Consider the following 12,615-nt stretch of genomic DNA (forward strand, 5'->3'; position numbering starts at 1 on the left):
ACGCATCCGATGACCTCAGGTCACACCCGCCCCTCGTGGTGGGACTCCGCCATCGCCCGCGACGCGCTGCGCGAGCGCGCCGTCGCCCAGGTCCACCAGCACGGCGGGACGACGGTCCGGCTGTCCCCCGAGCCGCTGCTGCGGCGCACCGCCTCGGGCGGGCTGACCCAGTCGGTCCGGGTCGACGTCGCTCCGGCCCCGCCGGCGCCTGTCACCCGCGCGGTACTGCGGGTCGCCGACGGCGCCCCGGTCGACTGCGAGGTGATCGACGGCCCTGCCGGTGCGGTACGGGTGCTGGTGCCGGAGGTCGACGCGGAGGTGTCCGCGACACTCGACCTGCCGGGGCTCGGGCTTCCCGAGCCGCTGCCGCTGACCTTGCGCCCGCAGCGGCACTGGACCGTGCACCTGGTCCAGCACGCGCACCTGGACATCGGCTACACCGACCCGCAGGGCACGGTGCTGGCCGAGGGCCGCGCGGCGCTCGACACCTGCCTTGAGCTGATCCGGGCCACCGACGACTGGCCGGAACCGGCGCGCTACCGCTGGTCGGTGGAGGGCTTGTCGACCTTCACCGACTGGGCCGCGCACCGGCCGCCGGGGCAGGTCGCCGAATTCGTCCGGCGGGTCCACGAGGGCCGGATCGAGCTGACCGCGCTGCCGTTCAACCTGCACAGCGAGACCTGCTCGGTGGACGAACTCCACGAGTTGCTGCGGGACGCGGTCGCCATCAGGGAACGTCACGGGGTGCCGCTCACCACGGCGATGCAGACCGACGTGCCGGGTCAGGTGGTCGGTCTCCAGGACGCGCTCGTCGAGCACGGCATCCGCGGCCTGTCGGTGGCGCACAACTGGGCCGGGCGGGCCGTCCCGCACCTGGTCGGCGGGGCGCGGTTGCCGCGGCTGTTCCGCTGGCGGGCCGGCGACGGGCGCTCGGTGCTGGTGTGGCGGACCGACACTCCGCACGGGCTGGCGTACATGGAGGGTTCGATCATCGGCTTCGACGAGTCCGCGGCGGCCGTCGACGACCTCTTCCCCGCCTATCTGACGGCGCTGGCCGCCCATCCGGTGCCGCACCAGGGCAAGGGCGTCCCCGGCTACCCGATCCTCGACGCCCCTTACGAGGCCGACCCGTATCCGTGGGACCTGCTGCACCTGCGGGTGCTGGGCACCTTCGCCGACAACGGGCCGCCGCGGCTGGTGGCCGCCGAGACAGTACGGCGCTGGAACGAGACGTGGGCCTACCCCCGGCTGCGGCTCTCCCGGCACGAGGACTTCTTCGCCGACGCCGAAGCCCGGTTGGGCGACCGGCTGGAGACGTTCGAGGGCGACTGGTCGGACTGGTGGGTGGACGGGGTGGGCGCCGGGGCGGCGCCGATGGCGATGAACCGCGCCGCCCAGTCCGCGCTCACCGACGCCCAGACGCTGGACACGCTGGCCGAGCTGCGCGGCGCCGAGGGCGAACCGGCCCCGGCCGCGGACACCGCCGAGGTCTACCGGGCGGCGTCCCTGTTCAACGAGCACACCTGGGGCGCGGGCGACCCCTGGACGTACGGCTGCCGGGGGCACCGGTCCGGGGAGCAGCAGTGGCACTGGAAGTACGGGCAGGCCGTACGGGCCCACGACGGGGCCCTCGCGCTGCTGGAGCGGGCCGGACACCGGCTGGGTTCCGCGCTGCCGGTGGGCGAGGGCGCCCGCGCCAGCTTCCATGTCGTCAACACCCGCGGCCGGAAGCGCACCGACGTGGTCCGCTTCTTCCTGCCGGAGAGCGTGCTGCCGCTGGACCGGCCGGTCCGGGTGACGGACGGCCGCGACGGCCGCGACCTGCCGGTGGTCTGCGAGCCGCAGACCAATCCGCTGCACCGGGCCGCCGGACGCCATCTGCACGTGACGGTGGCGGACGTGCCGCCGCTGGGTACGGTCCGGCTGGATGTCACGCAGGCCGACCCGGTTTCTGTTGAGGGTGACGTGCCGGAGAGTACGGTGCCGGACGGCGCCGTGCTGGAGAACGACTTCCTGGCCGTCCGGGTCGACCTGCGCCGCAGCCGTATCGCGTCCGTGGTGGACAAGGCCACCGGCGCCGAACTCGTCGCGGACGACGCGGTGTTCGGCTTCAACGGATACGTCTACGACCGGTACGCCACAGCCGGCGGCTTCAACCACCAGTCGAGCAAGACGGTCGCCGACGACTCCATGCACCTGCTGGCCGGGCGCGAGGTGGCGCCCGCGTCCGTACTGGTGGAGCGCACCTCCTCGGCGGTGGCCGAGACCCTGGTGTACGAGTGCGTGCCGCCGGGCGCGGCGCGGCTTCGCACCACTGTCACACTGCCGCACGGCGTCGCCCGGCTCGACATCGCCAACCATCTGGCGAAACCCGCCACCATGACGAAGGAGAGCGCCTTCTTCGCCTTCCCCTTCGCGCTCGACGCCCCGGTGGTCCGGATGGAGGCCAGCGGCGGCGTCGTCGGGACCGGCCTGCCGCTGGTCCCCGGCTCCGCCCTCCATATGCGGGCGATCCGCCGCTGGGTCACGCTCGCGCAGGGCGACACCGCCGTGGGCTGGGCCACCCATGACGCGCCGCTCCTCCAGCACGGCAACATCGCCGTCCCGTACGTGCCCTACCCGCCGTCGGTGCCCGGCCAGGAGCCGGGGACGCTGTACTCCTGGGTCCACAACAACATCTGGGACACCAACTTCCCCAGCCAGCAGGCCTTCGAGCAGACCTTCCGCTACAGCGTGGCGGTGCGCCGGGGCGGTGACCCGGCGTCGGCGGCGGCCCTGGGCATGCGCGCCTCCGACCCCGGCCACCCCCTGCTCGCGGTACGGGCCACGGGCGCCGTCGGCGGCGGCGCGGCCGAGACGTCCCTCGTCTCGGTGGACCACCCGGAGGTCCGGGTCGTGGGGCTGCTGCCCCACGAGCCCGACGCGTTCCTGATCCGCCTCCAGTCCTTCGCCGACCGACCGGTGGCAGCCGCCGTCACCCTGACACCGCCGTACACCACCGCGCTGCGCTGCTCCTACCTCGGCGAGAACGGCGAGCCGGTCACCCCGGACCCGGACGGCACGCTCCGCGTACGGCTCGCCCCCAGGGGCACGGCGGCGCTGCTGGTGGTCACGGAAGCCTGACCGGCGGCGGGCCGCCGACGCGGACCGGTCCCGCGTCGGCGGATGCCGCGTGCCGGGCCGCCTCGATGACGCGGAGTACGGCGACGCTCTCGCGCGGGTCGACGGGCGGTGGGGTGCCGGTGCGCCGGGCTGTTGCCAGCTCGGAGTAGCAGGTCTCGTACGAGCCGGGGCGGGTGGGGACCGGGCGGGGGGGCGGCGCCGGCGGCGATCTCGCCGCGCGGTTCGGCGGGCTTGACCCCGACGTCGGCGTCGCCGGGGCGCAGTTGGACCTCCTGCAGGTCGAGGCCGAAGGTGCGGTGCGAGCCGCGGGCGCCGCGCAGCAGGAAGCGCGGGCGGTCCTGGGCCGCCAGGGAGCTCATCCACAGCCGGGTGCGTACGCCGTTGGTGTGCCGGAGGGGCACCAGGACGTCGTCGTCGTTGACGGCGTTCGGCCGGCGGGCGTCCTCCTCGAACAGCCCGATCATCGCGTGACCGAAGCCCTCGGACGACTTACGGTCGGCGACGAAGGTGCCGCGGCCCTTCTCCCGGATGACCGCGCCCTCGCGTTCGAGCCCCTGAAGCGCCTGGCGCACCACGGTCCGGGACACGCCGTAGCGCTCGCACAACTGGAAATCGCCGGACAGGCGGTCGCCCGGTTCGAGTCCACGCGCCGCGATGTCCTCGATGATCAGCTGCTTGAGCCGGTGGTAGAACGGGACGACGGAACCATGGTCGATGCCACGGGCACAGTGCACGGCACAACGACAACCGCCCCGTCGCGTCGTCAGCTCCTGGCTCTCCCGTGGCACACAGGACTCGCCGTGACGCACGGGGTTCGGTACCGGACCCCGCGGTCCGCCGCGGAGGGCTCACACGGTCAGGCCGGCGGTGGTCAGCCAGATGTGTTCGCAGGTCGCGGACGCCTCGCGCAGCTTTTCCGGGGACTCCCGCGAGGCGTGGTAGAAGGTCCGCTCGATCATCCAGCACAGGGCGCGGGCCAGGGCGGAGGACTGGTGGGGCGCGGTGCCCGGTGTGATTCCGGCGCGTTCCAGGACGGCGGTGATGGCCGTGATGAAGAGGTCGGCCGTGTGGTTCCACAGCTCGCCGATCTCCGGCACGGTCAGGGACAGGTCGATCGCGGTGCGCATGACCAGGCCGTGCGCGTTCCACAGCTCGACCGTGCGCCGCATGGCCGCCGCGACGGCCTGGCGCGGTTCGTCGGCCTGGGCGGTGGTCCTGGACCGCTCCCACAGGTGCTCGACCGTTCTGGCCACGAGCGCGGTGACCACTTCCTGCTTGGAGCCGAAGTAGAAGTACAGCGCGCCGCGGGTGATGCCCGCGCCCCGGGCGATGTCGGCGACCGTCATGGCCTCGTGGCCCTTGGTCGCCAGCAGTGCCTCGCAGGTGTCGAGGATGGCGCGCTCCCGGACATCGCCCTTGCGTTCGGCGGTCCGGCGGCCTCGGGCGGGTTCGTGGCCGGGCATCAGAGCTGAGCGCCCTCGGCGAAGTCGGTCGTACGCGACAGCGTCTCCCATGCGCGGATGTCCTCGTCCACAGCCGTGCGCGCGGCGGCGACCAGGCGCAGCGCGTCCGAGCCCAGGACGAGGTGGGCGGGCGGCCGGTCGACCGACGTGATGTGCACGACCGCCTCTCCGGCCTTGGCCGGGTTGCCCAGTTGGTTCCCGCTGGCCTTCCGCCGCGCTTCGCGGATGGGGGTGAACAGCTCGTCGTAGTCGTCGATGGACTGCTCGGCGCGCGTCATGGACCGTCCGGCCCAGTCGGTGCGGAAGGAGCCGGGCTCGATCGCCGTCACATGGATCCCGAACTGTGCGACCTCCTTGCCCAGCGCTTCGAGGATGCCTTCCAGGGCGAATTTGCTGCCGCAGTAGGCGGACATGCCGGGGACGGCCATGAGCCCGCCCATGGAGGTGACGGCCATCAGGTGTCCGCGACGACGGCGCCGCATGGGGGGCAGCGCCGCCCGCAAGGTGGCCACGGCTCCGAACACGTTGACCTCGAACTGCCGCCGCACCTCGGCCAGCGGCGTCTCCTCGAACGTGCCCTCCAGGCCGTAGCCGGCGTTCGCGACGACGACGTCCAGCGGGCCGACGCTCCGCTCGACCTCGGCGACCACGGCCGTGACGGCGTCGCCGTCGGTCACGTCCAGGACGCGGCCGTGCGCGCGCCCGGATTCCAGCTCCTCGAAGGCCAGCAGGTCCTTCTCCGAGCGGACGGTGCCGACGACGGTGTGCCCGGCGGCCAGGGCGGCCTGGGCGAAAGCGCGCCCGAGGCCCGTGCTGACGCCCGTGATGAGCCAGTTCCGCGTCTCCATGTGCTCCTCCTCGACAGTCTCGCGGGGAGCCGAGGTGCTCCCACACCAAAAAGTCTACACCGTGTCGATTTTTATCCCCGCCGTGTCGATTCTGCCGTCCGGGGAAGAGATCGCCCGGCGCTCAAGGCCTGCGCGTGCGGAAGGTGCCGCGGAGGTCGGTGACCCAGGCGTCGGGGTTCTCCCAGGGGATGAAGTGGCCGCCGTGGTCGTGGGCGTTCACGTTGACGTGGTGGAACCAGCGGGACTGCGGCCCCGTCTTGAACGCCCGGACGCGGTCGGCGGCGGAGTGAATGCCGGGCGGGTTCTCGTACGTGACGAAGGTGAGGCCGACCGGGGTCTCGACGACCGGGGTGCGGTCGTGGGCGGGGGTCCAGGGGTAGCGGTTGGCGTTGGCGTAGTACCGCATCGACGTGGCGATGGAGTTGTTGACCCAGTAGATCGTGGCGTGGGTGAGCAGGTCGTCCTTGGTGAAGACGGATTCGAGGTCGCCGCCGTTGTCGCTCCAGGCGTTCCAGCGTTCGAGCAGCCAGGCGAGCAGTCCCGCGGGTGAGTCGCTCAGCCCGTGGGCCAAGGTGGCGCCGTCGAGCATGTGCGCCACCAGGTGGGTCGCCGAGCGGCGGTCCTGTTCGATGATGCGCGCGCGGATGTCGGCGGGCTGGTCGTCGGTGAGGGGCCGGTTCCGGGCGAAGTCCCAGGCGCGGGGGCCGGTGAAGAAGTCGAGGGGCAGCCCCGAGCCGATGTGGATGCCGTACAGCTCGTCGGCGTATTTGTGGCCGAGCTGGCTGGTGACGATCCCGCCGATGTCGCAGCCCCCGGCGGCGTACTTCTCGTATCCCAGGGTCTGGGTCATCAGGGTGTGCCAGAGGTCGGAGACCTTCCAGAAGTTGACGTCGGGGAGGCCGGTGAGCGGGCCGGGGAAACCGAAGCCGGGCAGGGACGGCACGATCACGTCGAAGGCGTCGGCGGGGTCGCCGCCGAAGGCGGCCGGGTCGGCGAGCGGGTCGATCACCTTCGACCAGTGCCAGAACGTCCACGGCCAGCCGTGGGTGAGGATCAGCGGGATCGGGCGGGGGCCGCGCCCCGGCTTGCGCAGAAAGTGCACGGGGACACCGGCGACCTCCACCTGGTAGTGCTCGTAGGCGTTGATGGCGCGCTCGGCCGCCCGCCAGTCGTAGCCGTCCTTCCAGTAGGCGACCAACTCCCGCAGATAACTGGCCGGGACGCCGTACGACCAGTCCTCGTTCCCCTCGTCCAGCGGCGGACGGGTCAGTTCGAGACGGGTGCGCAGGTCGTCGAGGACGCGGTCGGCCACATGGATCGCGGTGGGCTCCAGCGCGATGGCGTGCGCGGTGGTCATGGCGTCATTCCTTTACCGGGTCGAAGAGAGCTGCGCCGTCGGCCTGTCGGGCCGACGGTCGTAGCGTTCCAGAACCGGGAACGGCGCTCCACCGCCACTCCCCCGCCCACGGGCCCGCGGGCGCACGGAACTGAGGCGGGCTCGCGCGCGCTCATGGGCGGGGAGGTCTGCCGCGGATCTGCTCGCGGGAGCAGAGCTCTCAGCCGTTGACCTGCTCGAAGAAGTAGAGGAAGGCGCCCAGCCCGTGGAAGTCGTTCGTGGCCCGGGAGCGGGCGGTGTAATACGCGTAGTCCCCGACATTGGTGCCGACCGAGATCGAGGTCAGATACGTCAGGCCGTCGCTGTGCAGGGAGATCCGGTCCAGTTCCCCGCGCTTTCCGGCGTCCACCGTGGCCTGGTACGTGGCGGCCGGGACGTATCCGCGCTTGATCGCCGCGTCGGCGGTCAGGGTGAACATCGCCGAGCACGACGTCTCGGTCCAGTTCCCCGCGCTGCTCCCCTTGTCCACGACCTGGAACCACCGACCGCTGGCCGGGTCCTGGTAGGCGGCGATGCCGCGCACCAGATCGCGTACGGTCGCGGTCAACTGGGCCCGCAGCGGGTGGTCGGCCGGGATCAGGTCGAGGATCTCGGTGGCGGCGACGCCGTACCAGCCGACGGCGCGGCACCAGTATTCGGAGGACAGGCCGCTGTTCGGGTCGGACCAGGTCGCCGCCTTGGACGCGTCGTAGGCGTGCTTCAGCAGCCCGTTCGCCTGTTGCAGATGGCTGGCGTAGACCACGAGCTGCTTGGCCGCGATGTCGTAGGACTGCGCGCTGTCGCCGATGTACCTGCCGTACTGCGCCATGAAGGGGTCGGCCATGAAGGTGCCGTCGGACCAGAGCTGGTTGGCCCGGTCGGCGCTGTTGGCGTGCCAGAAGCCGCCGTCGCTCGTGGTCGGGTACCCGGCGCCGGGGAGCAGCCGGTCGTGGATCTGTTTGGCGGCCAGGCCGTACTTCGCCTCACCGGTCTCGCGGTACAGGGCGATCATCACCTGTCCCGGCATCATGCTGTCCAGGCTGTTGAAGGTGATGCCGATGTGCCCCGAGGCGTCCACGAAGCGGTCGGCCCACGCCTTGATGTACGCGATCAGGGCCGCCCGGCGCGCGGGGTCCGCGGTGTGCTGGGCGACCTGGTACTGCCCCATCAGGTAGAGGGCGACCGGGTAGCTCCAGCCGCCGACGGTCGCGGGGGTGTACCGCTGCATGGTGGAGTCGACCAGCGCGTCGGCCCAGTCCGTGCTCCGCGGGTCGGAGACGGTCAGCGAGTCGAGGTTGGGCAGGCCGCCCGCCGTGGTGCCGGTCACGCGGATCGCGTTGGTTCCCGCCCGCAGCGTCACCGGTATCCGGGTGACTGCCCAGGTGTTCCAGTCCGTGGTCGCGGCGAAGGCCGGTGCGGAGATCACCGTGCCGTTGACGCTGACGGTGCCGGCGCGTCCCGCCCCCGTCCCGTTCGCGTGGCGCAGGGCCAGCGCGAAGCCGCCCGCGGCCGGTGCGCTCACGCTGAACTCGACGTACGCGCCCACCTCGTTGGCGGTGTTGACGAAGCCGGTCCCGGTGTATCCCAGGTGGTCGCGGTCCACCGTGCCGTGGAAGACGGTGGCGTTCTCCGCCTCGTAGAGCGATGACGCCGCGTGCGCCGAGCCCGACGTCACGCCGTAGCTCGCGACGAGCATGCCGATCACCACTGCTAAAGCCCTCATGCGCATGTGCGACTTCCTTTCTCGCGGGCTGGCGGGCCGCCGGCTGTCAGACGGTGAAGCGTGCGACGAAGGTCTTTCCGGCCGCTCCCGCGACCGCTACCGAGAGGCGGAGGTCGGGCGCTGTGGCGAGGACGGTCACCCCGGGGTCGACGGAGGTGGCGGCCGAGACGGCGCCGTCGACGGTGACGACGACCGACCCGGTGAGCTGCTGGGTCGGGTCGCTCACGGCCACGCTGAGCGTTCCGTTCGTCCGGTGCGTGACGACCGAGGCGGTCCTGTCGACCTGGATTCCGGCGGCTTTGGGCGCTCCGGCCTGCCAGACGTTGGCCATGGCCACGCCGGAGCCGGAGCGGCTGACGGCCTGCACGGCGGCGGTGTTCGAGGCGACGGTCACATCGTTCGACGCCGCGAACGCCGAGGTCTGGGCCGAGGTGGCGGCGGGCAGTTGGATGTAGCGGTAGCTGCCCGCGGTCGGGCTCACGCCGTGGTCGACCCACATGGTGACGAACCTGCGGGTGTACGCGGCGGTGTCGTCGTAGACGCCGCGGTGGTCCATGTCGGTCCACTTGCCGGTGCGGTCCTGGCGCAGGAGGGTGACGTGGCCGCCGACCGGGAAGACATAGCCGCCGAGGTTGTCCACGAAGATCGACCGCGGCTGGACCACCGTCGGCGTATTGCTCGGCGTGGACAGGACAACGTTGCCATCGACGTGGATGTTCGCCTGCCCGTTGGGGCCGGTGTTGCGGTTCTCGATGACCGACTCGATCGTATGGCCGTCGTCGCTGGTGATCCCGGCGCCCAGGCAGATGACGACGTCGTCGACGCAGAACCACGACTTGTGGCCCTTGAGGGTCTGCACGGCGAACGACAGCCCCATACCGGCGGCCACGTTCCCGTCCAGCAGCGCGCCGCCCGCCCAGGTGTTGGTGGAACCGCGGTTCGCGCCGAGCGCGAGGGTCTTGGTGTCGAGCGTGACGCCGGGCAGCCGGTACTTGTCCCCGGCCGGCCAGTACCCGTTCACCCAGTGACCGGGCTGCGTGGGCAGATAGAGGTACGTGGCGCCCTCGCCGGTGTACCAGCCCTGGAGGTTCTCGTTGTTCGCGGACTCGTACGGCTTGATCCGCGTGCTGTCCATCGCGATGCCGAAGGCGAACGTGGGCCGCCGGTGCACGATCCGCGCCATCGAGGTCGACACGACGGAGGTGGTGGACTCCGCCGCCGCCGGGATGGCGCTGTCGGCGACGACGGCGCGGCCGAGCGCGATGGACGAGATCCGCACCTGTTCGAGCGGCGCCGCGTCGAAGGCGAAGAAGTCCTGGTAGGTGTCCGCGCTGATCCAGCCCTTGGCCTGCGACCGGACGGTGAGCGCCTGGTCGGCCGGGAAGACGCGGGCGAGTTGGAGGAGGGTGGCGGTGGTGAGGCGGCCGATACGGTGGTCGGTCTCGTAGAAGCGGGAGAGCGCCCGTCCGCGCACCATGTCCATGAACGCACCGCGGTAGATCCACGGCCGGTAGTTCGCCTGCGTCCAGGTGTAGACGCGCTGCACCTGGTCCGTTGTCGCCGCCCACGGGGTGCCTTGCACGGTGACCAGCAGGTAGGTCAGGTACTGGAGCAGCGACACGCCGTAGGAGCCGTTGTAGGCGTGGACCGAGTGCTGGATGAAGCCCCCGTCGGGGTAGAAGCCGTCGCCGCTGGTGCTGTACGGGAAGAGGTGCGCGATCGCCGCCATGGCGCTGTCGATGACGGCCGCGTCCTGGCTCAGCGCGCCGCGCACGGTCGCGATGGCGCAGTTCCAGTTGAGGTTGGCTCCGGTGGCCGTCCCACCGTTGACCTTGGTCGGGTCGGGCGCGTAGCGGGTGACCGCGGCCATCGCGGTCGAGATCTGGCTCGCCGAGAGGTGGTCGTACAGGGCGACGCAGGTGTCGTTGAGGGCCAGCGGTATGCCGATCTCGAAGTCCCACCAGTTGTCGTACCGCGCGGTGACGCCGTACTTGTGGGCGAGGAACCAGTCGAGTGCGGATGTGAGGTCCGCCAGGAGCGTCGCGTTGCCCGACAGCGACGAGCCCGGCGAGGCGTAGGCGAGGGCGAGTTGGCGCAGCCGTCCGATCACGTCGCGCTGGACGGCCGAGACGGTGGAGCTGTTCAGGTCCGCCCACAGGTAGGTGCGGGAGTTGGCGGTGTTCAGCGTCGACCACAGGCCGTTCGCCGTGTCGGCCATCGCCTGCGCGTAGGCGGAGATCACCTGGTCGGAGGCGTCGTAGCTGCCGATCAGCGTGTTGCCCCACTGGGTACGGACCGTCGCGAAGTCCGAGGCCGTCGCCGCGGCGGCGCGACTGGGCGCGGCGCCGGCGGCGCCGAGGAACCAGGCGGGGGCCAGCGCGGCACCGGCCAACAGGGCGGAGCGACGGGTGAGGCCGCGGGACGAGTGGTCAACGGACATGGAGCACCCTCACGGTTGGGGGGAGGACATCGGCCACGGGAGCGGCGCGGCCGATCGGGAGACGCTCGGCGCCGTGAGGGATCGTGGCTTCCGGATTCCCGGAAGTCAAGGGATAATACGTATTAGTACGGGGCTCCGCGCCGACCGCTGAGCGTCCGACGGCCGGTCAGCGACCCTTCCAGGAGGGCTCGGTGGCGTGACGGGGCGGCCGTGACGGAGTGCCGGGCACGGGTCCGCTCAGGCCGAGGTCGGGCACGTCCTGCCGCCGTGCGCCGTGGCCGCCGAGCCGTACGGAGACGGCTCAGCGGAACAGGTCGAGCGCAACGGCCGCGGCCATCGCGGTGTGGCCCGCGTCGTTGGGGTGCAGGCCGTCGCCGCTGCTGTACGCGGCGGCCAGCTTGTCCGGGTCGGCAGGGTCGGCGGTGACGCGGGCGAAGTCGATCACGGCGTCGTACACACCGCTGGTGCGGATCCAGTCGTTGACGGCGTTCCGCTTCTCGGCGTTGGCCTGGCTCCAGAAGCCGAAGGTGTCGTCCTTGAAGGGCATGATCGTGCCGCCGATGGCGATCAGGCCCGCGGCGTGCGCGCGTGCCACCAACTGCCCGTGCCCGGCGATCAGTTGCTCGGCCGTCACCGTCTCGGACAGCGGCGCCACGGTGCCCGGGTGGCCGAGGTCGTTCACGCCGATCAGGGTGATGACGTACGCCGCCGCGGGCTGGGCGAGCACGTCGCGGTCGAAGCGGCGCAGGGCGCTCGGTCCGAAGTTGAGCGCGTACGCCTCGGCCGGGTTGCCCGCGGGCGGATTGGGGTCGTGCAGCAGGCGGTTGCCGGAGATGCCCGCGTTCACCACCGCGCGGTCGCCGGCCGGGCGGGCCGACCGCAGGCGCGCGGCGAACTGGTCCGGCCAGCGCAGATCGGCGCCGACGGTGCTCTTGCCGCCGTCGGTGATCGAGTCCCCGAGCGCGACGATCGCGGACGCCTGCCGCCCGGCCCGGACGCTGACGCCGGACACGAGGTACACCGCCTGCGGCTCGGCGGTCGGCGTGACCGCCGTCGCGCCCGTGACATTGCCCGCGGCCACCGCGTTCTTCTGGAGGGCGTACGCGTGCAGGCTCGTGGCGGCCGTACGCTCCGGCAGGTAGAGGCTCACCACCAGGTCGGCGCCGCCGGGAAGGGCCAGGTCGACGGGATCGCTGACGGCCGGAGCCCCGGCCGGGATGAGGACGGACCCGCTGCCGCCGAACGTCACCCGGCGGTCCGTGGCCGGGACGATCGCCGTGCCCTGCGTTCCCGCGCGGCGGGCGACCCGTACCTCGCCGATGTACGCGGCGCTCTCACCGAATTCGTTCGTCAGCCGTAACCGAAGCGCGGAGCCGCCGAGGCTCAGACGCAGCACATGGCGGACCGTCTGGTTCTCCAGGTGGACGACGGCGGCCGTCGGCGCGGCGTTCGGGGGCCCGGCCCAACTGCCGACCCACTCGGCCCCCGGGCCGCCGGGGCGCGCGTGCGCGGGCTCCGCGGAGGCCAGGGATCCGGCGCCGGCCGCCGCCGCGGACGCGGCGCCCGCGAGCAGCAGAGCCCTTCGTCCCATGGGGCGCCTCGGCGTGCCGCCCGACGACGACCCCGACATCTGGCCTCCCGGA

Annotated in this window: 8 protein-coding genes; 1 reads left to right on the forward strand and 7 read right to left on the reverse strand. The window is 72.0% G+C overall.

From position 1 onward, the window contains the following. The first annotated feature begins 9 nt into the window (after positions 1 to 9). Positions 10 to 3,123 (forward strand): alpha-mannosidase, encoded by a 3,114-nt coding sequence (locus ACFZBB_RS27755; protein ID WP_391127739.1) that lies wholly within the window; start codon positions 10 to 12, stop codon positions 3,121 to 3,123. On the opposite strand, the gene ACFZBB_RS27760 is transcribed toward ACFZBB_RS27755, so the two are convergent. The 7 genes from ACFZBB_RS27760 to ACFZBB_RS27790 all read right to left on the reverse strand — a co-directional run bounded on the left by ACFZBB_RS27760 (position 3,015) and on the right by ACFZBB_RS27790 (position 12,563). Further along, positions 3,015 to 3,857: a GntR family transcriptional regulator gene (locus tag ACFZBB_RS27760; protein WP_391127742.1), complete on the reverse strand. Its 843-nt coding sequence runs from the start codon at positions 3,855 to 3,857 to the stop codon at positions 3,015 to 3,017. The two genes, ACFZBB_RS27755 and ACFZBB_RS27760, sit on opposite strands and share 109 nt — an antisense overlap. 114 nt (positions 3,858 to 3,971) lie before the next feature. Further along, a complete protein-coding gene (locus tag ACFZBB_RS27765) occupies positions 3,972 to 4,586 on the reverse strand; it encodes a TetR family transcriptional regulator (protein ID WP_391127745.1) in 615 nt (204 codons plus the stop codon). Next, positions 4,586 to 5,434 carry an oxidoreductase gene (locus ACFZBB_RS27770; protein ID WP_391127748.1) on the reverse strand — a complete coding sequence of 283 codons (849 nt, stop codon included), beginning with the start codon at positions 5,432 to 5,434 and terminating at the stop codon, positions 4,586 to 4,588. The genes ACFZBB_RS27765 and ACFZBB_RS27770 overlap by 1 nt, the downstream gene beginning before the upstream one ends. Positions 5,435 to 5,555: 121 nt before the next feature. Continuing rightward, on the reverse strand, positions 5,556 to 6,791 hold the full coding sequence (locus ACFZBB_RS27775) for an alpha/beta fold hydrolase (protein WP_391127751.1): 1,236 nt from the start codon (positions 6,789 to 6,791) through the stop codon (positions 5,556 to 5,558). 199 nt (positions 6,792 to 6,990) lie between these two features. After that, positions 6,991 to 8,538 carry a glycoside hydrolase family 88 protein gene (locus tag ACFZBB_RS27780; protein ID WP_391127754.1) on the reverse strand — a complete coding sequence of 516 codons (1,548 nt, stop codon included), beginning with the start codon at positions 8,536 to 8,538 and terminating at the stop codon, positions 6,991 to 6,993. Positions 8,539 to 8,578: 40 nt separating this feature from the next. Next, positions 8,579 to 10,972: a polysaccharide lyase family 8 super-sandwich domain-containing protein gene (locus ACFZBB_RS27785; protein ID WP_391127757.1), complete on the reverse strand. Its 2,394-nt coding sequence runs from the start codon at positions 10,970 to 10,972 to the stop codon at positions 8,579 to 8,581. Between the two features lie 301 nt (positions 10,973 to 11,273). Next, on the reverse strand, positions 11,274 to 12,563 hold the full coding sequence (locus tag ACFZBB_RS27790) for a GDSL-type esterase/lipase family protein (RefSeq protein WP_391127759.1): 1,290 nt from the start codon (positions 12,561 to 12,563) through the stop codon (positions 11,274 to 11,276). Between the last annotated feature and the right edge of the window lie 52 nt (positions 12,564 to 12,615).

Source organism: Streptomyces sp. NPDC008139, from assembly GCF_042957025.1.
GTDB lineage: Bacteria > Actinomycetota > Actinomycetes > Streptomycetales > Streptomycetaceae > Actinacidiphila.

What these genes read in the sequence shown, in the direction of transcription:
- ACFZBB_RS27755 (WP_391127739.1), top strand. Translation starts at nt 10, where the DNA reads ATGACCTCAGGTCACACCCGCCCCTCGTGGTGGGACTCCGCCATCGCC.
- ACFZBB_RS27765 (WP_391127745.1), bottom strand. Translation starts at nt 4,586, where the DNA reads ATGCCCGGCCACGAACCCGCCCGAGGCCGCCGGACCGCCGAACGCAAG.
- ACFZBB_RS27770 (WP_391127748.1), bottom strand. Translation starts at nt 5,434, where the DNA reads ATGGAGACGCGGAACTGGCTCATCACGGGCGTCAGCACGGGCCTCGGG.
- ACFZBB_RS27775 (WP_391127751.1), bottom strand. Translation starts at nt 6,791, where the DNA reads ATGACCACCGCGCACGCCATCGCGCTGGAGCCCACCGCGATCCATGTG.
- ACFZBB_RS27780 (WP_391127754.1), bottom strand. Translation starts at nt 8,538, where the DNA reads ATGCGCATGAGGGCTTTAGCAGTGGTGATCGGCATGCTCGTCGCGAGC.
- ACFZBB_RS27785 (WP_391127757.1), bottom strand. Translation starts at nt 10,972, where the DNA reads ATGTCCGTTGACCACTCGTCCCGCGGCCTCACCCGTCGCTCCGCCCTG.
- ACFZBB_RS27790 (WP_391127759.1), bottom strand. Translation starts at nt 12,563, where the DNA reads ATGGGACGAAGGGCTCTGCTGCTCGCGGGCGCCGCGTCCGCGGCGGCG.